Here is a 25,153-nt window from a genome sequence, read left to right as displayed (position 1 = left end):
AGTAAGCGTTATGCGGATCAATCAAAAGGTCAGGTTGAGGTCGGGTACGGCGCTGTACAGTTGGGCGCGGAAGACCTCCTTGATGCGGTCGAGCTCCTCCTGGGTTTCCGCCTCGAAACGCAGCACCAGAACCGGTGTGGTGTTGGAGGCGCGGACCAGACCCCAGCCCTTGGGATAGTCGACGCGAATGCCGTCGAGACTGGTGATGTTGCCATCGCCCCAGTGACCGTCGCGTTGCAGGCGCTCGATGATGCTGAACTTGCTCTTCTCGCTGACCTGGATATTGATCTCCGGGGTAGCGATATCGTTGGGGAAGGCGCTGAACACCTGCTCGGCGTTGCGCTTGTCCTGGCTGAGGATCTCCAGCAGACGGGCGGCGGCATAGATGCCATCGTCGAAGCCGAACCAGCGTTCCTTGAAGAAAATATGCCCGCTCATTTCTCCAGCCAGCAGTGCGCCGGTTTCCTTCATCTTCTTCTTGATCAGCGAGTGGCCGGTCTTCCACATCACCGGGCGGCCGCCGTAGCCGCTGATCAGCGGGGTCAGGCGGCGGGTGCATTTGACGTCGAAGATGATGTCGGCGCCGGGGTTGCGCGACACCACGTCCTTGGCGAACAGCATCAGCAGGCGGTCGGGGTAGACGATGGTGCCGCTGTTGGTCACCACGCCGACGCGGTCGCCATCACCGTCGAAGGCCAGGCCGAGATCGGCGTTTTCGCTTTTGACCTTGGCGATCAGGTCGGTCAGGTTCTCCGGCTTTCCCGGGTCCGGGTGGTGGTTGGGGAAAGTGCCGTCTACCTCGCAATAGAGCGGAATCACCGAACAGCCCAGGGCCTCTATCAGTTGCGGGGCGATGATCCCGGCGGCACCATTGCCGCAGTCGATCACTACGCGCATGGGCTTGGCCAGGGCAATGTCGTCGCGGATCTGTTTGAAGTAGCGCTGCAGTACATCGACCTGCTCGGCGCGGCCGACGCCGCTGGCCAGGTCGCCTGTATCCAGGCGGGTCTTGAGGGTCTGGATCTGCTCGCCCGCCAGGGTATCGCCGGCGATCACGATCTTGAAGCCGTTGTACTCGGGCGGGTTGTGGCTGCCGGTAATCATCACCGCGGATTTGCCGGCGAGGATGTTGGCGGCGTAATAGACCACCGGGGTCGGCACCATGCCGACGTCGCTGACGTTGCAGCCGCAATCGAGCAGACCCTGGATCAGCTGCTGCGTCAGCTCCGGGCCGGACAGGCGGCCATCACGGCCCACGGCCACATTGGCCTCGCCCTGGGCCAGACTCTGCGAGCCGATGGCGCGGCCCAGCCAGTAGGCGGTTTCGGCACTCAGGCCGGCCCCCATGACGCCGCGAATGTCATAGGCGCGGAATATTTCCTCGGGCAGCTTGGGCGGCAGGGCCTGTGTCGGCGCGCTGGGTATGTCGTCGAGGCCGAGCAGGTCGGCATCTTCGTCGAGGATGTCGAAATCGAGAATATCGGTGTCCTGAAACAGCGGCTCGACCAGGGGTTCGCTGGCGCTGGCGGGTGCGCTCGTGGAGGCACTGGCCTGGGGGCTGGCGGCCTCCGTGCTGCCGACGCTGGGCGCGGCGCGGCGCGGCAGGCGGGCCAGGGTCTGGGCCAGGCTGTCGAGAATCGGCAGGCGCAGGCTGAAGGATTTCACGGCCTTGCCGGAGGCCAGTTCCTGCACCAGTTGCGCCAGCTGCAGGACGTCGGCGTGCAGGCGTTTATGCAGGTCGCTGTGCAGCAGAAGCAGGCCGAGCAGGCCACCGAGCAGCGCCAGCAGGCCGGCCAGGGCCAGCCAGATGGGCGCCAGTATGGGGCTGGTCAGGGCCGTGCCGGGGCTGAAGCTGAGGGTCCAGTTGGGATTGCCGCTGGCAAGGCTCTGCACCTCGCCGCCGGGCTGGCCACGCTGCATCAAGACTTGGGTCGGGGCATTGGCAAACTGCTGGCGCAGCTGGATCTGTCCGGCATCGCTGGGCAGGGGGGGCAGGCTGGTCAGCAGGCGCTCCAGATCGACGGCCAGCAGCAGGGTGCCCTGAATCGGCGCGCCGTCGTTCGTCCGTAGTGCTGCTGCGCTGTAAACCAGCCAGCGCTGGCCCACTTTGAAGGCTTCCGGGGCCGGGTTCTGACCGCTTTCAACCCGGCGCAGCATATCCAGGGCGGCAAAGTTCATCGGTGCCTCGCGGCCCATGTCCTGCACCGCTTGGTTACGCAGGTTTAGATGAGCGTCGACCACCCCGTGCCAGTGGCGCAGCGCGCGTTCGGCGCTGCGTACCTGGTTGTTGTCACCGCTTTGCAGGGCTGGCAGCAGGTCGGGGTTGCTGGCCGCGCTCTGGGTGTCGGCGGCAAGCTGCTTGAGTGCCTGCTGCAGGGATGCGGCCTGGCTGCTGCCCCAGGCCTGGCTGAGTTTTGCCAGCTGTTGTTGCTGGGCGCTGCTCAGCGGGCCGAACCAGAGCAGGGTGGCGGCCAGGAGCAGGCCGCCCAGAACTGCCAGCAGGCCGGGCAGCAGCGCCTTTAGGGGTGAAGTCGAGGCTGGACTGCGGCGACTCTCGGTACTGGCCTCGACGGTGGCGTCCTTGGCGGTGCGCTTGAAGAGTTTCATGCTGCGTCGTCCCCTTATGATTCGTCCTGAAGCAAGTTAAGCCTATATCAGTGACTGCCCGAGTGACCGAAGCCGCCGGCGCCGCGCTGGCTCTCGTCGAATTGCTCGACCAGTTCGAAGTGCGCCTGCACCACCGGCACCAGGATCAGCTGGGCGATCCGTTCGCCGACAGCGATAGTGAAGGCGCTCTGCCCGCGGTTCCAGCAGGACACCATCAGTTCGCCCTGATAGTCGGAGTCGATCAGGCCGACCAGGTTGCCCAGCACGATGCCGTGCTTATGACCCAGGCCCGAACGCGGCAGAATCATCGCCGCCAGGCCGGGATCACCGATATAGATCGACAGGCCGGTGGGGATCAGCAGGGTCTGCCCCGGCTCCAGGGTCACGGCTTCCTTGAGCATGGCACGCAGGTCGAGACCGGCCGAACCCGGGGTCGCGTACTGTGGCAGGGGGAATTCACTACCCAGGCGCGGGTCGAGGATCTTGGCTTGTAAGGCGTGCATGGCGGACTCGTTCTTAATATGGGGTGGTTCAGGCGCGGGGCAGGCGCTCGGCGATAAAGTCGATCAGCTGGCGGGCAATCTTGCTCTTGCTGGTCTGGCCGAAGCTGCTCAGACGCAGTTCACGGTCGATGATGGTGATGGCGTTTTCCTCACTGTTGAAGCCGATGCTGGGGTTGGCCACATCATTGGCAACAATCAGGTCGAGGTTCTTGTCACGCAGCTTGCGCGAGGCGTATTCCAGCAGGTTCTCGGTCTCGGCGGCGAAGCCGACACTGAACGGGCGATCACTGCGCCCGGCCAGGGTGGCGAGGATATCCGGGTTGCGCACCATTTGCAGGAGCAGGCCGTCGCCACTGGCCGGGTCTTTCTTCAATTTGTGCTGGGCGACCACTTCCGGGCGGTAGTCGGCCACCGCGGCAGCGGCAATCAGGACATCGCAGGGCATCGCCGCTTCACAGGCGGCCAGCATGTCGCGGGCGCTGGTGACATTGATGCGCTCGACCCGTTCCGGAGTCGGCAGATGCACCGGGCCGCTGACCAGGGTCACCTTGGCGCCGGCCTCGGCAGCCGCTTCGGCCAGGGCGAAGCCCATCTTGCCGGAGCTGTGGTTGGTGATATAGCGCACCGGGTCGATGTTTTCCTGGGTCGGCCCGGCGGTGATCAGCACATGCAGGCCGCTCAGGGCCTGACCCTGGAAGCAGTCGGCGGCGCACTGGGCCAGTTGCTCGGCTTCCAGCATGCGCCCTGGGCCAATATCGCCACAGGCCTGCTCGCCGGCCGCCGGACCGAACAGCTTGAAGCCGCGCTGGCTGAGCAGTTGAGCGTTGGCCTGGGTGGCCGCGTCGCGCCACATCGCCTGGTTCATGGCCGGGGCCAGGGCCACCGGGGCATCGGTGGCCAGCACCAGGGTGGTCAGCAGGTCATCGGCCACGCCCTGGGCCAGGCGCGCCATCAGGTCGGCGGTGGCCGGGGCGATCAGCACCAGGTCGGCCCAGCGCGCCAGTTCGATATGGCCCATGGCGGCTTCGGCGGCCGGGTCGAGCAGATCCAGGCCCACCGGGTTGCCGGACAGCGCCTGCAAGGTCAGCGGGGTGATAAATTCACGACCGCCCTGGGTCATCACCACGCGCACCTCGGCGCCCTGATCCTTGAGGCGACGCACCAGTTCAGCGCTCTTATAGGCGGCGATGCCGCCCCCCACCCCAACGATTATGCGTTTGCGATAAAGCCGCTGCATAGGCCTGCCTTTTATAGAGGTGAATGTGCGCCGCGGTGCTGGCGCTTCCCCAGGCCGGGCACCGCGCAAAAACTGCGCTACGATAGCACAGAGGTCGCGCTGGAGCAGCGGCCCGGGACGCCTGCCCGCCAGGGCTGGCAGGCAGCATGAGTGGACAGGGAGGTGCCATGAGTATTCGTGATTGGCCGGCGGCGGAGCGGCCGCGGGAGAAGCTGTTGAGTCAGGGGGCGGGCAGCCTGACCGATGCCGAGTTGCTGGCGATCTTTCTGCGTACCGGGGTGGCCGGGCAGAGTGCGGTGGATCTGGCCCGTCACCTGCTGGGCGATTTCGGTGGGCTGCGTGCCTTGCTGCAGGCCGATCTGTCATCGTTCAGCCAGCGCCTGGGGCTGGGCCCGGCCAAGTTCGCCCAGTTGCAGGCGGTGCTGGAAATGGCGCGGCGGCATCTTGCCGAGCAGTTGCGGCGCGACTCGGCCCTGGAAAGCCCGCAGGCGGTGCGTGACTACCTCAAGGCGCAATTGCGCCACGAGCCCCATGAGGTCTTTGGTTGCCTGTTCCTCGATGCCAAGCATCGGGTGCTGGCCTTCGAGGCGCTGTTTCACGGCAGTATCGACAGCGCCAGCGTCTATCCACGGCAGGTGGTCAAACGCGCTCTGGCCCATAACGCCGCGGCGCTGATTCTGACTCACAATCATCCTTCCGGGGTGGCCGAGCCAAGCCAGGCCGATCGGGTGCTGACCCGGCGCCTCAAGGAGGCACTGGAGCTGATCGACGTGCGTGTGCTCGATCACTTTATCGTCGGCGAGGGCGAGCCCCTGTCCATGGCCGAGTACGGTTGGCTGTAAAAGAGAATGGGGTGACGAATGGTCGAAGTGCGGATGAGGCCCTTGAGGCGGTGCTGGCTGTGCCCTGGAGGACAATCGGCATCGTGTAAAAAACACAGTCGGCCTTGTTGCTGTTTGGGCTTTCTGGTATAAAGCAGCGCTCTTTTGTAGGGGCCCGGTTCTTGCGCTTTCAGGTACGGCCGGTAAGACCCTCGAGATACGCGGCGCCAAGCGCCAATGACATTGAGTTTAAGCGGCCAACCCATGCCGGGTTGGGCATGTGGTTTTAGAGGGCTGAGGCATGTCGAGAGTCTGTCAAGTTACCGGTAAGGGTCCGGTAACCGGGAATAACATTTCCCACGCAAACAACAAAACCCGTCGTCGTTTCCTGCCGAACCTGCAGCACCATCGCTTCTGGGTTGAGTCGGAAAACCGTTTCGTGCGTCTGCGCGTTTCTGCCAAAGGCATGCGCGTTATCGACAAGCGTGGCATCGACGTAGTGCTGGCCGAGCTGCGCGCTCGCGGCGAAAAGGTTTAAGGAGTTAGTCATGCGTGAATTGATCCGTTTGATCTCGAGTGCCGGTACTGGTCACTTCTACACTACCGACAAAAACAAGCGCACCACTCCCGACAAGATCGAAATCAAGAAATTCGATCCGGTTGTGCGTAAGCATGTGATCTACAAGGAAGGCAAGATCAAGTAATTGATCTGCTGACTTGTTGAAAAAACCCGCCTGGTGCGGGTTTTTTCTTGCCTGCAATTTGGCTCAGGTTGCGCGGGGGGCAAAAATCGTCAGGAACGATTTTTGACATCGCATCGCGACGGTTCCCTCAGGGGGCGCCAGGCGCAAGAGCCACAAAAAAGTGTCGGGAGCACTTTTTGACGTCACGTAGCGACGGCCCCGCAGGGGTGGCCGCCATGGAGGGCCGGCCACAAAAAAAGCCCGCACAAGGCGGGCTAAAGGGTGACACAAGGAGTCGTTGCTCAGGCCTTGGCCTGCTCGAAGATCACATAGACCTTGCGGCAGTGCTCCAGCACTTCCCAGGTGCCTTCCAGGCCCGCCGGGATGACGAAGCGGTCGCCGGCGCGTACGGTCTTGGCGTTGCCGGCGGCATCGCGGATCACCGAGACGCCTTCGAGAATTTCGCAATACTCGTGCTCGCTGTAGCAGATGGTCCACTGCCCGGGGGCGCCTTCCCAGATGCCCACGTTGAACTGGCCGCAGGGGCTGCCATAGTGGTTGCGCACGCTCTGCGCCGGGTCGCCCTTGAGGATTTTCTCCGGTGCCGGGCGGTAATGTTCGGCAGCGGTTTGGGCTTCGGCGAAGTCGATAATCTGGTCGATATTCATCTGTTGTTCCTTGTGGGTGGTCAGTGGGCCTGGCGGATTGCGTCGGCGAGCTTGTCGATCAGGCTATCGATGTGGTGCTTTTCCACGATCAGCGGTGGCGACATGGCAATGGTATCGCCGGTTACCCGCACCATCAGATCGTTATAGAAGCACTGCTCGAACACCTGGTAACCGCGCTGGCCGGGGCCGCGGCTGTTGGCCGCCAGTTGCACGGCGCCGACCAGGCCGGTGGCGCGGATATCCAGCACGTTGGGCAGCTCGCGCAGGCTGAACAGGGCCTGCTGCCAGTAGCTCTCCAGCTCGATGGCTTTGCTGAACAGGCCTTCCTGCTGGTAGATATCCAGGCTGGCCAGGGCCGCAGCGCAGGCGACCGGGTGGCCGGAATAGGTATAGCCGTGGAACAGCTCGATGCCGTCCGGCCCCTGCATAAAGGCGTCATGGATCCGCTCATCGACGAACACCGCGCCCATGGGGATGGCGCCGTTGGTCAGGCCCTTGGCGGTGGTGATGATGTCCGGGGTGACGCCCCAGCGCTGGGCGGCGAAGGCGTTGCCGACGCGACCGAAACCGGTGATCACTTCATCGAAGATCAGCAGGATGCCGTGTTTGCGGGTGATTTCGCGCAGGCGCTGCAGGTAGCCCACCGGCGGCAGGATGACCCCGGCCGAGCCGGACATCGGCTCGACTATCACGGCAGCAATATTCTCCGCGCCATGCAGGGTCACCAGGCGTTCCAGTTCGTCGGCTTTCTCTACGCCGAATTCGGGCAGGCCGACGCTGAAGGCATTGCGGGCGATGTCCAGGGTGTGGGGCAGATGGTCGACCCCGGGCAGCTGCAAGGGAAAGGCGCGACGGTTGTTGACCATGCCGCCGACCGAGATGCCGCCGAAGCCGACACCGTGGTAGCCCAGCTCGCGGCCGATCAGGCGGGTGCGGCTGCTCTGGCCGATGGCGCGCTGGTAGGCCAGGGCGATTTTCAGGGCGGTGTCTGCCGACTCGGAACCGGAGTTGGTGAAGAAGATCTTGTTCAGCCCTGCCGGGGCAATCTCGGCCAGGCGGCTGGCCAGCTCGAACGGCAGTGGGTGGCCCATCTGGAAGGTCGGGGCAAAATCCAGCTTGGCGATCTGCTTGCTCACCGCCTCGGTAATCTCGCGGCGGCCATGGCCGGCGTTGCAGCACCACAGGCCGGCGGTGCCGTCGAGAATCTTGCGTCCGTCGTCGCTGGTGAAATACATGCCTTCGGCTCTTTCCAGCAGACGCGGCTTGGCCTTGTACTGACGGTTGGCGGTAAAGGGCATCCAGAAATCATCCAGGGTGTTTGTTTTTCTGATCGTTTGTTCGGGGCTGTAGCTGGTCATTCTGGTCACCCGCAGGCGCGAATAAGGCGTTGGTGGACGGTTTTGCGCAGTCTATGTTTAAAAAAACGAACATGACAAGAGGGTTTTGCTGGCTTGTGTCAAAAATATTGAAAATACCCCGTGCTCTGGTTTAGTGTTGCCGACAGGCCAAGGTGTGGATAATGCCTTGCAGAATTATTGACAGTGCCAGTGGCGTGCCCGCGGCATTTTTTACCGATAGAGGATGCTCGAATGACTAGCCTGACTCGTGCCGACTGGGAGCAGCGCGCCAATAACCTGAAAATCGAAGGCCGTGCTTTTATCCACGGTGAGTTTCGCCCGGCCGTGTCCGGGGAAACCTTCGACTGCATCAGCCCGGTGGATGGTCGCCTGCTCGGCCAGGTAGCCAGCTGTGACGCTGCCGATGCCGAGCTGGCCGTGAGCGATGCCCGCGCCACCTTCGAGTCCGGTGTCTGGTCGCGCATGGCTCCGGCCCAGCGCAAGCGCGTGATGATTCGCTTCGCCGACCTGATGGATCAGCACGCCGAAGAACTGGCGCTGCTGGAAACCCTGGATATGGGCAAGCCCATCGGTGATTCCCTCAGTGTCGACGTACCGGGCGCCTCCCGCGCCATCCGCTGGAGCGGTGAAGCCGTCGACAAGATCTATGACGAAGTGGCGGCCACTCCCCACGACGAACTGGGCCTGGTGACCCGCGAGGCGGTGGGTGTGGTGGCGGCCATCGTGCCGTGGAACTTCCCCATGATCATGACCGCCTGGAAGCTCGGCCCGGCCCTGGCCACCGGTAACTCGGTGATCGTCAAACCGTCCGAGAAATCCCCGCTGACCGCCCTGCGCATGGCGCAGCTGGCTCTGGAAGCCGGTATTCCGGCAGGCGTGCTCAACGTGCTGCCGGGCTACGGTCACACTGTGGGCAAGGCTCTGGCCCTGCATATGGACGTGGACACCCTGGTGTTCACCGGCTCGACCAAGATCGCCAAGCAGCTGATGATCTATGCCGGCGAATCCAACATGAAGCGCGTCTGGCTGGAAGCAGGCGGCAAGAGCGCCAATATCGTCTTCGCCGATGCGCCGGACCTCAAGGCCGCAGCGGAAGCTGCGGCGGCGGCGATCTGCTTCAACCAGGGCGAGATGTGCACCGCCGGTTCGCGCCTGCTGGTGGAGCGTTCGATCAAGGACAAGTTCATGCCCATGGTGGTGGAAGCCATGCAGGGCTGGAAGGCCGGTCATGCCCTGGACCCGGACACCAAGGTCGGCGCCCTGGTCGATGCCGGCCACCTCAATGCCGTGCTGGGCTATATCGACGCCGGGCACAAGGATCAGGCCAAGCTGCTCTGCGGCGGCAGGCGCACTCTGGAGGAAACCGGCGGTGTGTATGTCGAGCCGACCATCTTCGACGACGCCCATAACGCCATGCGCATCGCCCAGGAAGAGATCTTCGGCCCGGTACTGACGGTGATTCCGTTCGACAGCACCGAGGAAGCCATCCAGATCGCCAACGACAGCATCTATGGCCTGGCAGCCGCGATCTGGACCAGCAACCTGTCCAAGGCGCACCTGGCGGCCAAGGCGTTGCGCGTCGGCAGCATGTGGGTCAACCAGTACGACGGCGGCGACATGACCGCGCCGTTCGGTGGCTTCAAGCAGTCGGGCAATGGCCGCGACAAGTCGCTGCATGCCTTCGATAAGTACACCGAGATCAAGGCCACCTGGATCAAGCTGTAAGTATGCAGGACGGGCTCCGGGCCGTCGGCCATGCTGCGTTGCGTCCTCGCTTTTAATGCTCACGTACTGCAGTACGCTGCGCTTAAAGCTGCGGGGCGCCTTGTCTGGCCTTAGCCCAGAAGATCTTTGGCGCTGCTGGATGCGCCAGTGGTTTAAAGGGATTTCCCTTAAAGGTCCGCCCTTCGGGGCCGGCTCTGACGAGCCACACCTGCGGCCGGGTTTCCTAGGAAACTCGGCCGTTTGCTTTTGCCGGCCATCTATACGGAAAGGATATGGCTATGCGTTGGGCAACCTATTTCGCCGTCACGGCGGCGGTCATTATTGTCGGGCTGGCGCTGGGGGTGACCCTGCCGCTGGTGTCTCTGCGCCTGGAGGCCTGGGGCTATGGCAGCTTCGCCATCGGCGTGATGGCCGGTATGCCGGCCATTGGCGTGCTGCTGGGGGCACGGTTGACCGGGCGCCTGGCCGGCTGGTTCGGCACGCCGCAGACCCTGCGCCTGTGTCTGCTGGCCAGTGCCGGCTCGGTGGCGCTGCTGACGCTGATGCCGAGCTATCCGCTGTGGCTGTTCCTGCGTCTGCTGATCGGTATTTCCCTGACCGTGGTGTTTGTGCTCGGTGAAAGCTGGATCAACCAGCTGGTCGAGGACCGTCTGCGTGGACGCCTGGTGGCCTTGTATGGCACCGGTTTTGCCCTCAGTCAGCTGTGCGGGCCACTGCTGCTGACCGCGCTGGGTACCGAGGGCGATCAGGGCTTCTGGTTATCCGCCGGCCTGCTGGTGGCCGGCAGCCTGCTGCTGCTGGGGCATGGCGGTGCGCCCCAGGTCAATGCCGAGAGCGCCTCGGGCAAGGGGTTGGGCAAGTTCTGCCGCAACCTGCCGGCGATTGCCTGGGCGGTGGTGCTGTTCGCCGCGTTCGAGGCCATGGTGCTGACCCTGCTGCCGGTCTATCTGCTGCGCGAAGGCTTCGCCCAGCAACTGGCACTGATCATGGTCAGTACAGTGGTGGTGGGCGATGCGGCGCTGCAGTTGCCGATTGGCTGGCTGGCCGACCGGGTGCCGCGGCAGACTCTGTTCCGTTGTTGCGGGGTGGTGCTGCTGGCCTCCAGCCTGAGCATTCCGGCGTTGCTGCATACGTCGCTGATCTGGCCGGTGCTGGTGCTGTTCGGCGCCAGCGCCGGGGGGCTGTATACCCTGTCACTGATTCTGGTCGGCCAGCGCTACCGCGATGATGCCCTGGTGCGGGCCAACGCGCATATCGCCCTGCTCTGGGGTATCGGCTGCCTGCTCGGGCCGATGTCCACCGGGGCTGCCAGCCAGTGGATCAGCGGTCATGCCCTGCCCATGCTGATGGCCCTGGGCGCGGCCGGCTTTGTCTGGCTGGCCTTTCAGCGTGGCGCTTTTAGTGAGGTGGCCGGGGCGCGTCAGCCTGGCTGAGCGCTCCGTGCGGGATCACACCAGCTCTTTCAGCCGATGCCAGAGCATGCCCAGGGCCAGCAGGGGCGAGCGCAGGTGCTTGCCGCCGGGGAAGGTCATATGCGGCACCTGGGCGAACAGGTCGAAGCCGCGGCTTTCCTGGCCAGCGATGGCCTCGCCGAGCAGCTTGCCGGCCAGGTGGGTGGCATTGACCCCATGGCCTGAGTAGGCCTGGGCGTAGAACACGTTGGCCTGGTTCTTGAGCCGGCCGATCTGCGGCAGGCGGTTGGCGCCGATGCCGATCATGCCGCCCCACTGGTAGTCGATGCGCACGTCTTTCAGGTGCGGGAACACGGCCAGCATCTTTGGCCGCATATAGGCGGCGATATCCGCCGGGTCGCGGCCGGAGTAGTGGCAGGCGCCGCCGAACAGCAGGCGGCGGTCGGCGGACAGGCGGTAATAGTCCAGGGCCACGCGTTGATCGCACAGGGCCATATTCTGCGGAATGATGGCGCGCGCTTCGGCCTCGGAGAGCGGCTCGGTGGCAATCACATAGCTACCGGCGGGCAGTACCTTGCCCCCAAGCTGCGAGTTGAGGTCACCCATATAGGCGTTGCAGCCCAGCACCAGATTGGCTGCGCTGACGACGCCGCTGGCCGTGTGGACCTTGACTCGGGTGCCGTAGTCGATGCGTGTCACGGCGGAGTTTTCATGCAGCTGCACGCCCAGGCTCTGGGCCGCGGCGGCCTCACCCAGGGCCAGGTTAAGTGGGTGCAGGTGCCCCGAACCCATGTCGATCATGCCGCCGACATAACGGTTGGAGCCCACCACCTCGTGCATCTGTTCCGGCTGTAGCAGGCGCATCTCGTGGCGGTAACCCAGCTGCTTGAGTTCGGCCATGTCCTCGGCGAACCCCTCCAGGTGGCTGGGCTTGTTGGCCAGGTCGCAGTAGCCCCAGGTCAGGTCGCAGTCGATATTGAACTGCTCGACCCGGCGGCGGACGATCTCTACGGCCTCCAGGCCCATTAACTTGAGTTCACGCACGCCATCCTGTCCGATCACATTTTCGAACTGCTCGACGCCATGACCGACGCCGCGGATCAGTTGACCGCCGTTACGCCCACTGGCGCCCCAGCCGATTCTGCGTGCTTCCAGCAGCACCACCGAGAGGCCCTTCTGTGCCAGCTCGATGGCCGTATTCAGGCCGCTGAAGCCGCCGCCGACAATGCACACGTCGGCCTGTACCTCGCCCCGCAGCGGGGGATAGTCCAGTTGGCGATTGGCGCTGGCGGCGTAGTAGGAGGCGGCGTGTGCGGGGCTATGCACCGGAGCATGGGCGCGGGCGTTCATGTGTGAAATCCTGATTATTATGTTTGGAAAACTTTACGAAGAATAAGCGCGTGCTTTGTCCGAAGCCAAGGGGGCAATGGCCAAATAAACAGAATTTCGTCAGTTAAGTCGGATCTGTGGTCATGAATACGGCAGGTGGCGGCTACTATGGCGGCCATTCAGGCCAGGGGCGCGTTATGAGCTGCACCAACCGCAAGATCGATCAGCTGCGTTTGCAGATCCCCCGCTTTGCCTGCGAGCCGGGTTGCCATGACTGCTGTGGGCCGGTTACCGCCTCGGCCGAGGAGCTGGCGCGGCTGCCGGTCAAAAGCATTGCCGAGCACGACGCGGCCCTGGCCGAGTACAACTGCGTGCACCTTGGGCCCCAGGGTTGCGAGGTGTATGCGCAGCGGCCACTGATCTGTCGCCTGTTCGGCACCACCGCCAGCCTGCCTTGCCCCCGTGGGCGCGGCCCCGAGCAACCGACCGGGCCGGCAGTGGAGGCGCGGGTGCATCGGCTGATTGCCACGACGCGGCAGCGCCTGGTGTGACATCACGATGGAAAACGCTGCGCGGTTTTCCACCTGGTGAAGCCCTCAGTCCGGCACCGGCAGGCTCAGGGATTCCTTCACCTCTTCCATCACGATATAGCTCTTCGACTCACGCACGTGGGGCAGCTTGAGCAGGATGTCGCCGAGCAGCTTGCGGTAGCTGGCCATCTCGTTGATCCGTGCTTTCACCAGATAGTCGAAGTCGCCGGACACCAGGTGGCACTCCAGCACATGGGGCAGCTTGAGCACGGCGCGGCGGAACTCCTCGAAGGTATCGCCGGACTTGTAGTCCAGGCTGATCTCGACGAACACCAGCAGGCTGGCCTTGAGCTGCTGCGGGTTGAGCCGGGCGTGGTAGCCCATGATGATGCCCTCGCGCTCCAGGCGGCGAACCCGCTCGGTGCAGGGGGTGGTGGACAGTCCCACCCGTTCGCCCAGTTCGGTAAAGCTGATGCGCCCGTCTTCCTGCAGGATGCGCAGGATATTGCGGTCGATCTTGTCCAGCTCGCGACGGCTTTGGTGCTGGGTGCGCATGGTGGATACCCCTCTGCTGAAGGCGTTTTTGCCAAGAATTCTCGCCAAATATAGCTAGTTATATAGTGAATTGCACTGCTCGTCTCTTCTTATACTGCGCCCATCTTGGGTATTGCCGTCGCGCCGTCGCGCGTCGAGGAGAGCAGCATGCGGGTTATGGTTCTGGGTAGCGGTGTGATTGGTACGGCCAGTGCGTATTACCTGGCTCGTCAGGGCTTCGACGTGGTGGTGGTCGATCGTCAGAATGCCCCGGCCATGGAAACCAGCTTTGCCAACGCCGGCCAGGTTTCCCCCGGCTATGCCTCGCCATGGGCGGCTCCAGGCATCCCGCTGAAGGCCATCAAGTGGCTGCTGCAGAAGCACGCACCCCTGGCGATCAAGGCCACTGGCGATATCGACCAGTACCTGTGGATGGCGCAGATGCTGCGTAACTGCACCGCCAGCCGCTATGCGGTGAACAAGGAGCGCATGGTGCGCCTGTCCGAGTACAGCCGCGACTGCCTCGACGAACTGCGTGCCGAAACCGGCATTGCCTATGAAGGGCGTACCCTGGGCACCACCCAGCTGTTCCGCACCCAGGCCCAGGTCGATAACGCCGCCAAGGATATCGCCGTGCTGCAGGCTTCCGGTGTGCCCTTCGAGCTGCTCGATCGCGATGCCATTGCCCGTGTCGAACCGGCCCTGGCCGGGGTCAAGCACAAGCTGGCCGGCGCCCTGCGCCTGCCCAACGACCAGACCGGCGACTGCCAGATGTTCACCAGCAAGCTGGCTGAAATGTGCATCAAGCTGGGCGTGGAGTTCCGCTTCGGCCAGAACATCCAGCGTCTGGACGCCGTGGGCGACCGCATCAATGGCGTATGGATCGACGGCAAACTGGAAACCGCCGATCGCTATGTGCTGGCCCTGGGCAGCTACAGCCCGCAGCTGCTCAAGCCGCTGGGCATCAAGGCGCCGGTCTATCCGCTCAAGGGCTACTCCCTGACCGTGCCGATCACCAATGCCGACATGGCGCCGACCTCGACTATTCTGGACGAGACCTACAAGGTGGCCATCACCCGCTTCGACAACCGCATCCGCGTGGGCGGCATGGCCGAGATCGCCGGTTTTGACCTGTCCCTGAACCCCAAGCGGCGCGCCACCCTGGAAATGATCACCGGCGACCTCTACCCCGAGGGCGGTGATCTCAAGCAGGCCGAGTTCTGGACCGGCCTGCGTCCGGCCACGCCGGATGGCACGCCGATTGTCGGTGCCACCACCTTCCGTAACCTGTTCCTCAACACCGGTCACGGCACCCTGGGCTGGACCATGGCCTGTGGTTCCGGTCGCCTGCTGGCCGACCTGATCGGCAACAAGCGTCCGCAGATCAGCAGTGAGGGCCTGGATATTTCCCGCTACTCGCGCAAGCGCCCCGAAGTTCAGGTCACGCCGCAGCCGCTGCGTACCTGATAGGCTGCGCCCCCGTTTTTCAGGAGAGTTCAACTATGTCGATCCAACGTCTGCACGTGGAAAAGCGCTACAGCGAAGTGGTGATCCACAACGGTACCGTCTATCTGGCTGGCCAGCTGGCCGATGACTACAGCGGCGATATCCGCCAGCAGACCCGCGAGACCCTGGCCAATATCGATCGCATGCTGGCCGCGGCTGGCAGCGACAAGTCCAAGATTCTCTCCGTGACCATCTACCTCAAGGACATGGGCGCTCACTACGAGGGGCTTAACGCCGAGTACGACGCCTGGGTCGCCGAGGGCGCTGCTGCCGCGCGTGCCTGTGTCGAGGCCAAGATGTACAAGCCCGAAGTGCTGGTGGAAATGATGGTGGTGGCGGCTGTTTAAGCCGCCACGGCTCTGTTTGCGATAAGTACTTGCCCGGCATCACACCGGGCTTTTTTATAACCTGGCCATTTGCAGCCTGAACCGGATCTGTTCGAGAACACCATGCGTCCTGCCCGTGCCCTGATTGACCTCAATGCCCTGCGCCACAACTACCAGCTGGCCCGTGAACTGACCGGGGCCAAAGCCCTGGCGGTGATCAAGGCCGATGCCTATGGCCATGGTGCGGTGCGTTGCGCCCAGGCCCTGCAGGAGCAGGCCGATGGCTTTGCCGTGGCCTGTATCGAGGAAGCCCTGGCCCTGCGTGAGGCTGGTATCCGTGGGCCGATCCTGCTGCTGGAAGGTTTCTTCGAAGCGGATGAACTGGCGCTGATCGAGCAGCACGACTTCTGGTGCGTGGTGCATGACCTGTGGCAGGTCGAGGCCATCGAACGCAGTGCTCTGCAAAAGCCCCTGACCCTCTGGCTGAAGATGGACAGCGGCATGCACCGCGTCGGCCTGCACCCGGCTGACTATCAGGCCGCCTACCAGCGCCTGCTGGCCAGCGGCAAGGTCGGCAAGATGGTGCTGATGAGCCACTTCGCTCGGGCCGACGAACTGGATTGCCCACGCAGCCAGGAGCAACTGGCGGTGTTCGAGCAGGCGCGTCAGGGGATTGCGGCCGAGGTCAGCCTGCGCAACTCGCCGGCGGTATTGGGTTGGCCCAAGGTGCCGAGTGACTGGGTGCGCCCCGGCATCATGCTGTATGGCGCCACACCCTTCGAGCAGGCCCAGGCCGAGGCGGCCCGCCTGCAGCCGGTGATGACCCTGGAATCGAAGATCATCAGCGTGCGCGAGCTGCCGGCCGGTGAGCCGGTGGGCTACGGCGCACGCTTTGTCGCCGAGCGGCCAACCCGGGTCGGTGTCGTCGCCATGGGCTATGCCGATGGCTATCCGCGCCATGCGCCCACCGGTACCCCGGTGGCGGTGGACGGCCAGCTGACCCGCCTGATCGGCCGGGTGTCGATGGATATGCTGACGGTGGACCTGACCGATCTGCCGGCTGCCGGCCTGGGCAGCCGGGTCGAACTCTGGGGCAAACAGGTGCTGGCCAGCGACGTGGCCATGGCAGCCGGCAGTATTCCGTACCAGATTTTCTGCAATCTGCGCCGGGCGCCGCTGCTCTATCTCGGGGATTAAAACGCTCGTTTGCCTAGGAATTCTATTCGCCTGTTGTAAATACTGAACGCTATTGCCATGATAGGCGCACTTTGACCTATCTTCCCTAGGGGGACTCCAGCATTGGACGTCGGTGTTCGACTGCAATCCATTCGCAAACTCAAGGGCCTGTCCCAGCGTGAACTCGCCAAACGGGCCGGCGTAACCAACAGCACCATCTCGATGATCGAGAAGAACAGCGTCAGTCCTTCGATCAGTTCGTTGAAAAAGGTGTTGGCCGGTATTCCCATGTCGCTGGTGGAGTTCTTCTCCCTGGATGTGGAGCAGGACAGCCAGGCTCAGGTGGTCTACCGCGCGGCCGAACTCACCGATATCTGCAGCGGCGCCATCACCATGAAGCTGGTGGGCAAGGCGCATCCCAGTCGGGCTATCTCCTTTCTCGATGAAACCTATCCCAGTGGTTCCGATACGGGCGACGAGATGTATGCCCATGAGGGCGAGGAAGCCGGCATGCTGGTTTCCGGCAAGCTGGAACTGACCGTGGGCAGTGAGGTGTTTATCCTCGAACCGGGCGACAGCTACTACTTCGAAAGCAGCAAGCCGCATCGCTTCCGTAATCCCTTCGAGCAGCCGGCGCGCCTGATTAGTGCCACCACACCGGCGAATTTCTAAATAACCCTGCGACAATCTGGGTTGTTTCGGCCTGGTCGGCTTGCCGTTATACTGACGCCCGCCCGCGAAACCGTGGCCGCGGGCGTGACTAGCCACGATGAGGGTGTACCGTGAATCTAATTAAGAAAATGCTGGTAGCGCCGGCTACTGTGTTGGCCCTGTGGGCAGTAACCGCTCAGGCCACGACCGATGAGGCCATTGCCGAGCGTCTCAAGCCGGTAGGCGAAGTGTGCATTCAGGGGCAGGAATGCAAAGGCGTCGGTGCCGTTGCAGTCGCCGCTGGTGCTGCGCGTACTGCCGACGATGTAATTGCCAAGTACTGTGGCGCCTGCCACACCCCGGGCATTCTCGGTGCGCCGAAGATCGGTGACGCCGCGGCCTGGAAGGCCCGCGCCGATGCCAAGGGCGGTATCGATGGCATCCTCGCCACCGCGATCTCCGGCATCAATGCCATGCCGCCGAAGGGCACCTGTGCCGATTGCTCGGATGACGAATTGCGTGCCGCAATCCAGAAGATGTCCGGCCTGTAATACGCCAGACTCTGCTGTAAAAAAGCCGCCTGTCCAGGCGGCTTTTTTATGTCTGCGTGTCAACGACTGTCGACCAGTCAGGCTCAGTCAAGAAACTCGACCTGGCCATCCTTGAGCGAGGCGATACGCGCCAGGGATTCGACCCGATAACCCTGGGCATCCAGTTCGGCGCGGCCACGCTGGAAGGACTTCTCGATCACCACGCCGATACCGGAGATGCTCGCGCCGGCCTGGCCGATCAGGTCAATCAGGGCGCGGGCTGCGTGGCCGTTGGCGAGGAAGTCGTCGATCAGCAGCACATGGTCCTGCGCGCCCAGATGCTTGGCCGAGATGGCCAGGGTGCTTTCGGTCTGTTTGGTGAAGGAAAACACCTTGGAGATATACAGGTCGTCCTTGAGCGTCAGCGACTGGTACTTGCGCGCGAAGATTACCGGCACGCCCAGTTCCAGGCCGGCCATCACCGCCGGGGCGATGCCCGAGGCTTCGATGGTGACGATCTTGGTAATGTTCTGGCCAGCAAAGCGCTGGGCGAACTCATGACCGATCTGCTGCATCAGCGCCGGGTCGATCTGGTGATTGAGAAAGGCATCGACCTTGAGCACCTGCTCGGAGAGTACGGTGCCTTCTTCGCGAATCTTCTGTTTTAGCGCTTCCACGCGGTTACCCTCTTGGTTCTTTTTGGTGCCCGGTCTACGCCGGGATAAATAATGCAGCTGGTCGTGTCACCGACGCAGCGCTGTAGGGTGGATGACGTTTTTTTCATCCACCGGTGCGCTTTGATGGATGGGTAAAGCTCCACCCACCCTACGCCGTGGTCGATCATTTCTTTAACATGGCGCGCATATTGGCCAGGGCCGAGTTGCCGGTGGCGGCCTTGACCTCGGCGGGGGCGTCTTCCAGGCCTTCCCAGACCAGATCCTCGGGTGGCAGCTCGTCGAGAAAGCGGCTGGGCGAGCAGTCGATGACCTCGCCGTACTGCTTGCGCTTGGCGGCGAAGGTCATGGTCAAGTTGCGTTTGGCCCGGGTGATGCCGACATAGGCCAGGCGCCGCTCTTCCTCCACCGTATCGGCCTCGATGCTGGAGCGATGCGGGAGGATTTCCTCCTCCACCCCGAGGATATAGACGGAGGGGTATTCCAGGCCCTTGGAGGCGTGCAGGGTCATCATCTGCACGCCTTCGGCGCCTTCTTCCTCTTCCTGCTGACGTTCCAGCATGTCGCGCAATACCAGCTTGCCGATGGCGTCTTCGATGGTCATGTCGCCATCTTCGTCGCGCTCCAGGGTGTTCTTCAGCGCATCGACGAGGAACCAGACGTTGCCCATGCGCGCGTCGGCGACCTTGTCGTTGGAGGCGTTCTGGCGCAGCCAGTTCTCGTAGTCGATATCCATCACCATGCTGCGGATCGCCGCAATCGGGTCGTTCTGCGCGCACTCCTGGCGCACCCGGTCCATCCAGCGGGTAAAGCGTTGCAGGCGTTCGGTAAAACGCGCGTCCAAGTGTTCGCCCAGGCCGATCTCCCCGGCGGCGGCATACATGCTGATCTTGCGTTCGGTGGCGTAGTTGCCGAGCTTTTCCAGGGTGGTGGAGCCGATTTCCCGGCGCGGCACGTTGATCACCCGCAGAAAGGCGTTGTCGTCGTCCGGGTTGACCAGCAGGCGGAAGTAGCTCATCAAATCCTTCACCTCCTGGCGGGCGAAGAAGCTGGTGCCGCCGGACAGGCGATAGGGGATCTGATGGTGCTGCAGTTTCAGCTCCATCAGCTTGGCCTGGTAGTTGCCGCGATAGAGGATGGCGTAGTCGCTGTAGGGGCGGCCGGTGCGCAGGTGCTCGGTAAGGATCTCCAGGGCCACCCGCTCGCATTCGGCGTCCTCGTTGCGGGTGCGGATCACCCGGATTGGGTCGCCCATGCCCATCTCGCTCCACAGCTGCTTTTCGAAGGCGTGCGGGTTGTTGGCAATCAGGATGTTGGCGCACTTGAGGATACGGCTGGTGGAGCGGTAGTTCTGCTCCAGCATCACCACCTTCAGGGACGGATAGTCTTCCTTCAGCAGCATCAGGTTTTCCGGGCGGGCGCCGCGCCAGGCGTAGATCGACTGATCATCGTCGCCGACCACGGTGAACTGGTTGCGCATGCCCACCAGCAGTTTTACCAGCAGGTACTGGCTGGCGTTGGTGTCCTGGTATTCGTCCACCAGCAGATAGCGGATGCGGTTCTGCCACTTTTCCAGGATGTCCTTGTGTTCCTGGAACAGCATCACCGGCAGCAGGATCAGGTCGTTGAAATCCACTGCGTTGTAGGCACGCAGGGTGCGCTGGTAGTGCAGGTAGACGATGGCGGCGGTCTGCTCCTTGGGATTGCGCGCGCCGGCCAGGGCCTGCTCGGGCAGGACCAGGTCGTTCTTCCAGCTGTCGATCAGGTTCTTGATCTCGTCCGCGCCGTCATCGCCGGAATACTCCTTTTGCATGATGTCGGTGAGCAGGGCCTTGATATCGCCGTCATCGAAGATCGAGAAGCCGGGCTTGTAACCCAGGCGCGCGTATTCCTTGCGGATGATGTTCATCCCCAGGTTGTGGAAGGTCGACACCGTCAGACCGCGGGCTTCGGGGCCCTTGAGCAGGCTGCCGACGCGCTCCTTCATCTCCCGCGCGGCTTTGTTGGTAAAGGTCATGGCGACGATATGGCGGGCCTGGATGCCGCAGTTCTGCACCAGGTGGGCGATCTTGCGGGTGATCACGCTGGTCTTGCCGGAGCCTGCGCCGGCGAGCACCAAAAGAGGGCCGCCGACATAGTTCACGGCCTCTTGTTGCCGGGGGTTCAGTCGGGACATGGGATCAATCGCTGGGAAAAGGCCGCGCATTTTAGCAGGCATTGCGCCCTGTGCCGCGACCGTCTGGAACTGTGCACAGGCGCACACAATGGCAGAGTGCCAGGCTTGGCTAATTCCAGTTATCCAGTACTCTGGTGCCACTTGTCGGTGCTGCATAGCCCCGGCCCAGGCATAGGGATGTGTCTGTATATAGACGCCTCAAGGCGCGTTCGGGTGTTTAAGCACCGACCATCTTTATGTTTTTGGGGGTTGTTTGTCCGCGTCCGTCGAACCTTTGTGCCTGCTCCTGCTGGCTGACGCGCCAACCTGGCCGGCGTTGTTGCGTTCGCAGGTGGAGGCTCTGGGCAAGGACTATGTGCTGATCACCGCGCCATCCTGGGAAGCGGCCCGCGGTCTGTTCGACAGCACCTTTATCGGCGTGCTGCTTTGCCCGCCGCATCTGCTGCCGGCAGCGTCCGTCGGTCCTCAGGCCACTATCCTGTTATTGGAAGAAGAGCCGGAGAGCCCCCCGGAACAGGCCGCCGACTGGCTGGTGCGGCCTCAGCTGACGGCAGAAACGCTGCGCCGCTGTCTGCGTTATGCCCGCGAGCGTCGGCAGCTCAGCGTTCGTCTGGAGCACCTGGCCGAGCAGGATGCGCTGACCGGCATCGCCAACCGCCAGGGCTTTCAGAGTTTGCTGCAAGCGCGCATGGCCGAACAGGGCGGCCAGGGCCTGGTGCTCGGTCATCTGGATCTGGATAACTTTCATCATGCCAACGACGCCCTTGGCTACCAGGGCGGCGACAGCCTGATTCTGCAAGTGGTGGCGCGGCTCAAGACGCATCTGCAGAGCGGTGATCTGCTGGCCCGTCTGGGCAGTGACGAATTTGCCCTGCTGCTCGATTGTCGCAGTGATCCGCAGCGCGCCGAGCGCCTGGCCGTGCGCATCGGCGAAGCGCTGGGCGAGCCCTACTGGGTGGAAGGCGAGAGCCTGCTGCTGGGCTGCAGCCTGGGTCTGGCCCGGGCCGGCGCGGACAACAGCGGCGACAGCCTGATGTGGCACGCCCATATCGCCATGCAGCAGGCCAAGAGCCAGCAGGGCTGCAGCTTTCACATCTACGATGAGCGGATCAACCGTGGCGCGCGCAACAAGGCCGAGCTGGAAGGCGAGCTGCGTCGCGCCTTGCGCCGCGACGAACTGGAGCTGCACTACCAGCCACGCCTGTGCCTGCGTAGCGGGCGGGTGGTGGGATTGGAAGCGCTGGTACGCTGGCAGCATCCCCAGCATGGCCTGCTGGTGCCGGGCGAATTTGTTCCTTTGGCCGAAGAAAGCGGGTTGATCATTCCCCTGGGCTACTGGGTCATCGCCCGCGCCCTGCGTGACATGCAATGGTTGCGCGGGCGTGGTCTGGAGGCGCTGCATATGGCGGTCAATCTGTCGTTCCGCCAGTTTCAGGACAGCCAGCTGCTGTCGACCCTGAGTCGTCTGATCAGCGAACGTGGGGTCGAGGCCCGCTGGCTGGAGTTCGAGCTGACCGAAACCGCGGTGATGCGCCGCAGCGAGCAGGTGCAGCAGACCATGGACGCCCTGGGCCGACTGGGGGTGCGCTTCTCCCTGGATGACTTCGGCACCGGTTTCTCCTCCTTCGTCCACCTGTCCAGCCTGCCAATCACCCTGCTGAAGATCGACAAGAGCTTTGTCGCGGGTATGGGTGAGCGCGCCGAGCACCGGCAGCTGGTCAATGCCATGGTCAAGCTGGCGCAGAACCTCAGCTTGCAGGTGGTGGCCGAAGGGGTGGAAACCCCGGAGCAACTGGCCCTGCTGCGCCAGTTCGGCTGCGATCAGGTGCAGGGCTATCTGATCAGCAAGCCACTGCCGCTAAGCGAGCTGGCGCGCTTTCTGGTGTTTGGCCAGCGTCAGTCAGTGCTGGCCGTTACGCCGTCCTGACACGTAGGGTGCGCCGTGCGCACCGCCTATTCCTGGGGGCAAACCCACGCAGGGTTGTCCAGTATGAAGCCCTGCTGCTACGACAGGCAGGCCTCGCCTGGCGCCTGGCCGGGGCGCTGCAGTTGCGCGGTTTTCCACTGGAAACCCAGCACCAGGCCGCTGGCCGTGACCGCCAGGCCCGCCGCCAGCCCCCACCAGATACCCGGCGCGCCCCAGCCCATCGGGAAGGCGAACAGCCAGGCCAGCGGTGCGCCGACGCACCAGTAACCGGTCAGGCCGATCAGCAGGGTGGTGCGGCCATCGTTCAGCCCGCGTATCGCGCCCATGGCGATGCTCTGCAGGCCATCGAACAGCTCGAACCAGGCGGCGATGGCCAGCAGGCTGATGGCCAGGGTGACGATCTCGGCGAAGGCCGGATCATGGCGGTCGAGGAACAGACCGATGATCGCCTCCGGCAACAGCCAGAACAGCAGGGCGAACAGCAGCATCAGCGCCGCTCCCAGGCCCATGCCCAGATGGCCGCTGAGGCGCGACAGGGGTAGGCGCCCTGCACCGTAATGCAGGCCGACGCGGAAGGTCACCGCGTAGGACAGGCCCTGGGGCACGATAAAGGCCAGGGCCACCGTCTGCATGGCGATCTGATGTGCCGCCAGCTGCACGCTGCCCAGGGCGCCCATGCACAGGGTGGCAAAGGTGAACAGCCCTTGCTCGGCGGCGTAAGTGCCGCCGATGGGCAGGCCCAGGCGCAGCAGGGCGCGCATCTCCGTCCGCTGCGGACGGCCCAGGCGCAGCCTGTAGGGGCGATAGGTGGGCGCCAGCAGGATATAAAGGCCTAGGGCCAGGGCCATGGCGCTGCTGACCAGGGCGGTGGTCATGCCGATACCGGCCAGGCCCAGGCTGGGCAAGCCGAACCAGCCCTTGATCAGGGCGTAGTTGATGATGAAGTTGGCCGCCGTGCCGGCGATGCTGATGGCCATCACCGGGCCGGGGTGGCCGATGGCGCTGGTGAAGCCGCGCAGGGCCATGAAACACAGGTAGCCAGGCAGGGCCAGCGACAGCGGGCGCAGGAACTCCATGGCCAGGCCGGCGGCATCGGGGGCCTGGCCCAGGTGCGGCAGCAGCGGGCCGAAGCTGTTCAGGCACAGCGCGCTGACGACGCCCAGCAACAAGGCCAGCCACAGGCCATTGTGCAGCAGGCGGGTGACGCCCTGTGGGTCGCCAGCACCGTGACGGATGGCGACCAGGCTACCCACGGCGGCGATCACCCCGGTGCAGAAGATCGAGAAGATGAAATAGCAGGTGGCGCCCAGGGCACCACCGGCCAGCTGCTGTGGGCCGAGCATCGCCATCATCAGCGTGTCGGTGAAAATCATCAGCGCATGAGCCAGCTGGGCGGAGATCAGGGGGCCGGCCAGGCGCAGCAACGCGCCCAACTCGTGGCCAAGGACATTCTTCATGATGAGTAAAACTTCGCTAGGGGAGGCTTCCCCAGGCTGTCAGGGGATAGGTAATGGAGGCTATTCTCTGGCTTGATCCTGTTGCTCACAAAAGGAAAATAGCCATGCCAGGCATGACTAATACTCATGGTTTGCAGCGATGAACCGGCGCCTGCCGCCGCTCTATGCCCTGCGCGCCTTCGAGGCCGCGGCGCGGCATGCCTCCTTTACCCGCGCGGCCGAGGAGCTGGCCATTACCCAGAGCGCGGTAAGCCGGCATATCCGCACCCTGGAGGAGCACTTTGCCTGTCGCCTGTTCGAGCGCCGCGGGCGCAGCCTGCAGCTGACCGATCCGGCGCGCGCCCTGCTGCCGGGGTTGCGTGATGGTTTCGATGCCCTGGAACGGGCCTGCACGGCCCTGCGCGCCGATGATCAGGTGCTGCGCCTGAAAGCCCCCTCGACCCTGACCATGCGCTGGCTGCTGGGGCGCCTGTCGCACTATCGCCTGGCCCATGCGGACAGCGAGGTGCAGCTGACCAGTGCCTGGATGGACGTGGACAAGGTGGATTTCCGCCACGAGCCCTTTGACTGCGCCGTGCTGCTGTCCGATGGCCAGTTCCCCGAGGAGTGGGACAGCGTGCTGCTGTTCGAGGAATGGCTGATCCCGGTGTGCGCCGCTGACGATGCTCAGGCCGGGCCCTGGTCGCTTGAGCGCCTGCGCGAGGCGGAGCAACTGCACCCGACGCCAGACCGTCGCGACTGGCGCCAGTGGTTGCAGGCCACCGGTCTGGCCGAGCAGGTACCGCTGAAAAGCGGTCAGCTGTTCGACATGCTGGAGCTGGGCATCGTTGCCGCGGCGCGGGGCTATGGGGTGTCCATTGGTGACCTGCTGTTGATGGCTGAGGACGTCGGCGCCGGCCGCCTGGGCCTGCCCTGGCCGACAGCGGTGTTCAGTGGTTGCAGCTACTACCTGGTGTGGCCCAAGACCCACCGCGCCCAGGCCCGCCTGCAGCGCCTGCGCGACTATCTGCTGGCGGAGCTGGCCGCCATTGCCCTGCCCGAGGTTGCGCGTGTTCAGGGTTGAACAGCTGTCGGCCCGTGAAAATTCATGCGTAAAAAAAAATGGACTCTCCGTGACAGGCTTTCACAGAAAAATAAATTAAAAACAATGAGTTAAAAGTGAAACTGGGTTTCCGTGAGAGCGCTTTATGGCCTTTTTTCTAAACATTTCCCGCTTAATTGTTTGACATATTTTACGGCTTTGGCAGACTGGCGACAGGTTTTCAGCAGCGCCAGGCCGGTTTGGTGTGGCCTGGTAGCGCGCCTCGCCACTGCGCAGGAGCG

Annotated in this window: 23 protein-coding genes; 13 read left to right on the top strand and 10 right to left on the bottom strand. The window is 63.6% G+C overall.

The genetic code is table 11. The features are described 5' to 3' along the window. Nucleotides 1-21: 21 nt before the first annotated feature. From algC to coaBC, 3 genes are all read right to left on the bottom strand, one after another. Entirely contained in the window at nt 22-1,425 is a 1,404-nt protein-coding gene (gene algC, locus GJV18_RS18600; RefSeq protein WP_407692342.1) for a phosphomannomutase/phosphoglucomutase, read from the bottom strand. A gap of 1,229 nt (nt 1,426-2,654) precedes the next feature. Further along, nucleotides 2,655-3,110 (bottom strand): dUTP diphosphatase, encoded by a 456-nt coding sequence (gene dut, locus GJV18_RS01030; protein ID WP_160342868.1) that lies wholly within the window; start codon nt 3,108-3,110, stop codon nt 2,655-2,657. Nucleotides 3,111-3,138: 28 nt separating this feature from the next. Then, nucleotides 3,139-4,347, bottom strand: a complete 1,209-nt coding sequence (gene coaBC, locus GJV18_RS01025) for a bifunctional phosphopantothenoylcysteine decarboxylase/phosphopantothenate--cysteine ligase CoaBC (protein ID WP_160342867.1) — start codon at nt 4,345-4,347, stop codon at nt 3,139-3,141. 167 nt (nt 4,348-4,514) lie between these two features. Between coaBC and radC the strand changes: the two genes are divergently transcribed. The 3 genes from radC (at nt 4,515) to rpmG (ending at nt 5,872) form a co-directional block, all read left to right on the top strand. Continuing rightward, nucleotides 4,515-5,189, top strand: a complete 675-nt coding sequence (gene radC / locus GJV18_RS01020) for a RadC family protein (RefSeq protein ID WP_160342866.1) — start codon at nt 4,515-4,517, stop codon at nt 5,187-5,189. A gap of 280 nt (nt 5,190-5,469) precedes the next feature. Continuing rightward, nucleotides 5,470-5,706, top strand: coding sequence for a 50S ribosomal protein L28 (gene rpmB, locus GJV18_RS01015; protein WP_021444015.1), 237 nt, complete (start codon nt 5,470-5,472; stop codon nt 5,704-5,706). A gap of 10 nt (nt 5,707-5,716) precedes the next feature. Next, nucleotides 5,717-5,872 carry a 50S ribosomal protein L33 gene (gene rpmG / locus GJV18_RS01010; RefSeq protein ID WP_007894709.1) on the top strand — a complete coding sequence of 52 codons (156 nt, stop codon included), beginning with the start codon at nt 5,717-5,719 and terminating at the stop codon, nt 5,870-5,872. Nucleotides 5,873-6,153: 281 nt separating this feature from the next. Here the strand turns inward: rpmG and GJV18_RS01005 are convergent, their stop codons facing one another. Next, nucleotides 6,154-6,519: a cupin domain-containing protein gene (locus GJV18_RS01005; RefSeq protein ID WP_160342865.1), complete on the bottom strand. Its 366-nt coding sequence runs from the start codon at nt 6,517-6,519 to the stop codon at nt 6,154-6,156. A 20-nt stretch (nt 6,520-6,539) separates the two neighbouring features. Further along, a complete protein-coding gene (locus GJV18_RS01000) occupies nt 6,540-7,877 on the bottom strand; it encodes an aspartate aminotransferase family protein (protein ID WP_160342864.1) in 1,338 nt (445 codons plus the stop codon). Nucleotides 7,878-8,108: 231 nt separating this feature from the next. Between GJV18_RS01000 and GJV18_RS00995 the strand changes: the two genes are divergently transcribed. Next, nucleotides 8,109-9,602 (top strand): aldehyde dehydrogenase, encoded by a 1,494-nt coding sequence (locus GJV18_RS00995; protein WP_160342863.1) that lies wholly within the window; start codon nt 8,109-8,111, stop codon nt 9,600-9,602. Nucleotides 9,603-9,880: 278 nt separating this feature from the next. Continuing rightward, nucleotides 9,881-11,035 carry an MFS transporter gene (locus GJV18_RS00990; RefSeq protein WP_160342862.1) on the top strand — a complete coding sequence of 385 codons (1,155 nt, stop codon included), beginning with the start codon at nt 9,881-9,883 and terminating at the stop codon, nt 11,033-11,035. 15 nt (nt 11,036-11,050) lie between these two features. On the opposite strand, the gene GJV18_RS00985 is transcribed toward GJV18_RS00990, so the two are convergent. Then, nucleotides 11,051-12,364: an NAD(P)/FAD-dependent oxidoreductase gene (locus GJV18_RS00985; protein WP_160342861.1), complete on the bottom strand. Its 1,314-nt coding sequence runs from the start codon at nt 12,362-12,364 to the stop codon at nt 11,051-11,053. Between the two features lie 176 nt (nt 12,365-12,540). Between GJV18_RS00985 and GJV18_RS00980 the strand changes: the two genes are divergently transcribed. After that, nucleotides 12,541-12,894, top strand: coding sequence for a YkgJ family cysteine cluster protein (locus tag GJV18_RS00980; protein ID WP_160342860.1), 354 nt, complete (start codon nt 12,541-12,543; stop codon nt 12,892-12,894). A 45-nt stretch (nt 12,895-12,939) separates the two neighbouring features. Here the strand turns inward: GJV18_RS00980 and dadR are convergent, their stop codons facing one another. Continuing rightward, on the bottom strand, nt 12,940-13,428 hold the full coding sequence (gene dadR / locus GJV18_RS00975) for a transcriptional regulator DadR (protein ID WP_160342859.1): 489 nt from the start codon (nt 13,426-13,428) through the stop codon (nt 12,940-12,942). Between the two features lie 147 nt (nt 13,429-13,575). Between dadR and dadA the strand changes: the two genes are divergently transcribed. The 5 genes from dadA to GJV18_RS00950 all read left to right on the top strand — a co-directional run bounded on the left by dadA (nt 13,576) and on the right by GJV18_RS00950 (nt 17,617). After that, nucleotides 13,576-14,874 (top strand): D-amino acid dehydrogenase, encoded by a 1,299-nt coding sequence (dadA, locus tag GJV18_RS00970; protein WP_160342858.1) that lies wholly within the window; start codon nt 13,576-13,578, stop codon nt 14,872-14,874. Nucleotides 14,875-14,909: 35 nt separating this feature from the next. Next, on the top strand, nt 14,910-15,260 hold the full coding sequence (locus GJV18_RS00965; RefSeq protein WP_160342857.1) for a RidA family protein: 351 nt from the start codon (nt 14,910-14,912) through the stop codon (nt 15,258-15,260). Between the two features lie 102 nt (nt 15,261-15,362). Further along, entirely contained in the window at nt 15,363-16,436 is a 1,074-nt protein-coding gene (gene alr / locus GJV18_RS00960; RefSeq protein ID WP_160342856.1) for an alanine racemase, read from the top strand. Between the two features lie 102 nt (nt 16,437-16,538). Beyond that, complete coding sequence (locus GJV18_RS00955; RefSeq protein ID WP_160342855.1) at nt 16,539-17,087, top strand: cupin domain-containing protein; 549 nt, start codon at nt 16,539-16,541, stop codon at nt 17,085-17,087. Between the two features lie 110 nt (nt 17,088-17,197). After that, a complete protein-coding gene (locus GJV18_RS00950) occupies nt 17,198-17,617 on the top strand; it encodes a c-type cytochrome (RefSeq protein WP_160342854.1) in 420 nt (139 codons plus the stop codon). 83 nt (nt 17,618-17,700) lie between these two features. On the opposite strand, the gene GJV18_RS00945 is transcribed toward GJV18_RS00950, so the two are convergent. Together GJV18_RS00945 and rep are read right to left on the bottom strand one after the other, a co-directional pair. Beyond that, the gene (locus GJV18_RS00945; protein WP_160342853.1) at nt 17,701-18,273 is read right to left on the bottom strand and encodes a xanthine phosphoribosyltransferase; all 573 of its coding nucleotides are present in this window, start codon (nt 18,271-18,273) and stop codon (nt 17,701-17,703) included. A gap of 163 nt (nt 18,274-18,436) precedes the next feature. After that, nucleotides 18,437-20,446 carry a DNA helicase Rep gene (gene rep / locus GJV18_RS00940; protein WP_160342852.1) on the bottom strand — a complete coding sequence of 670 codons (2,010 nt, stop codon included), beginning with the start codon at nt 20,444-20,446 and terminating at the stop codon, nt 18,437-18,439. 253 nt (nt 20,447-20,699) lie between these two features. Here rep and GJV18_RS00935 point away from each other — a divergent pair, with 253 nt between their 5' ends. Further along, complete coding sequence (locus GJV18_RS00935) at nt 20,700-22,373, top strand: putative bifunctional diguanylate cyclase/phosphodiesterase (RefSeq protein ID WP_160342851.1); 1,674 nt, start codon at nt 20,700-20,702, stop codon at nt 22,371-22,373. A gap of 77 nt (nt 22,374-22,450) precedes the next feature. Here GJV18_RS00935 and GJV18_RS00930 read toward each other — a convergent pair whose 3' ends face one another. Continuing rightward, on the bottom strand, nt 22,451-23,830 hold the full coding sequence (locus GJV18_RS00930) for a NorM family multidrug efflux MATE transporter (protein ID WP_160342850.1): 1,380 nt from the start codon (nt 23,828-23,830) through the stop codon (nt 22,451-22,453). A 139-nt stretch (nt 23,831-23,969) separates the two neighbouring features. Between GJV18_RS00930 and GJV18_RS00925 the strand changes: the two genes are divergently transcribed. Continuing rightward, nucleotides 23,970-24,893, top strand: a complete 924-nt coding sequence (locus GJV18_RS00925; RefSeq protein WP_160342849.1) for a LysR substrate-binding domain-containing protein — start codon at nt 23,970-23,972, stop codon at nt 24,891-24,893. Nucleotides 24,894-25,153 lie beyond the last annotated feature (260 nt).

The sequence above is a fragment of the Pseudomonas xionganensis genome (assembly GCF_009763245.1).
Taxonomy (GTDB): Bacteria; Pseudomonadota; Gammaproteobacteria; order Pseudomonadales; family Pseudomonadaceae; genus Aquipseudomonas; species Aquipseudomonas xionganensis.
The sequence above is the reverse complement of the archived record's forward strand: the minus strand, read 5'-3'. Positions and strand labels throughout refer to the sequence as shown.

Coding starts and splice junctions, on each gene's coding strand:
- GJV18_RS00980 (WP_160342860.1), top strand. CDS start 12,541: ATGAGCTGCACCAACCGCAAGATCGATCAGCTGCGTTTGCAGATCCCC.
- GJV18_RS00965 (WP_160342857.1), top strand. CDS start 14,910: ATGTCGATCCAACGTCTGCACGTGGAAAAGCGCTACAGCGAAGTGGTG.
- rpmB (WP_021444015.1), top strand. CDS start 5,470: ATGTCGAGAGTCTGTCAAGTTACCGGTAAGGGTCCGGTAACCGGGAAT.
- dadR (WP_160342859.1), bottom strand. CDS start 13,428: ATGCGCACCCAGCACCAAAGCCGTCGCGAGCTGGACAAGATCGACCGC.
- GJV18_RS01000 (WP_160342864.1), bottom strand. CDS start 7,877: ATGACCAGCTACAGCCCCGAACAAACGATCAGAAAAACAAACACCCTG.
- GJV18_RS00930 (WP_160342850.1), bottom strand. CDS start 23,830: ATGAAGAATGTCCTTGGCCACGAGTTGGGCGCGTTGCTGCGCCTGGCC.
- coaBC (WP_160342867.1), bottom strand. CDS start 4,347: ATGCAGCGGCTTTATCGCAAACGCATAATCGTTGGGGTGGGGGGCGGC.
- GJV18_RS00985 (WP_160342861.1), bottom strand. CDS start 12,364: ATGAACGCCCGCGCCCATGCTCCGGTGCATAGCCCCGCACACGCCGCC.
- rpmG (WP_007894709.1), top strand. CDS start 5,717: ATGCGTGAATTGATCCGTTTGATCTCGAGTGCCGGTACTGGTCACTTC.
- dadA (WP_160342858.1), top strand. CDS start 13,576: ATGCGGGTTATGGTTCTGGGTAGCGGTGTGATTGGTACGGCCAGTGCG.
- GJV18_RS00925 (WP_160342849.1), top strand. CDS start 23,970: ATGAACCGGCGCCTGCCGCCGCTCTATGCCCTGCGCGCCTTCGAGGCC.
- dut (WP_160342868.1), bottom strand. CDS start 3,110: ATGCACGCCTTACAAGCCAAGATCCTCGACCCGCGCCTGGGTAGTGAA.
- alr (WP_160342856.1), top strand. CDS start 15,363: ATGCGTCCTGCCCGTGCCCTGATTGACCTCAATGCCCTGCGCCACAAC.
- GJV18_RS00995 (WP_160342863.1), top strand. CDS start 8,109: ATGACTAGCCTGACTCGTGCCGACTGGGAGCAGCGCGCCAATAACCTG.
- rep (WP_160342852.1), bottom strand. CDS start 20,446: ATGTCCCGACTGAACCCCCGGCAACAAGAGGCCGTGAACTATGTCGGC.
- GJV18_RS00990 (WP_160342862.1), top strand. CDS start 9,881: ATGCGTTGGGCAACCTATTTCGCCGTCACGGCGGCGGTCATTATTGTC.
- GJV18_RS01005 (WP_160342865.1), bottom strand. CDS start 6,519: ATGAATATCGACCAGATTATCGACTTCGCCGAAGCCCAAACCGCTGCC.
- radC (WP_160342866.1), top strand. CDS start 4,515: ATGAGTATTCGTGATTGGCCGGCGGCGGAGCGGCCGCGGGAGAAGCTG.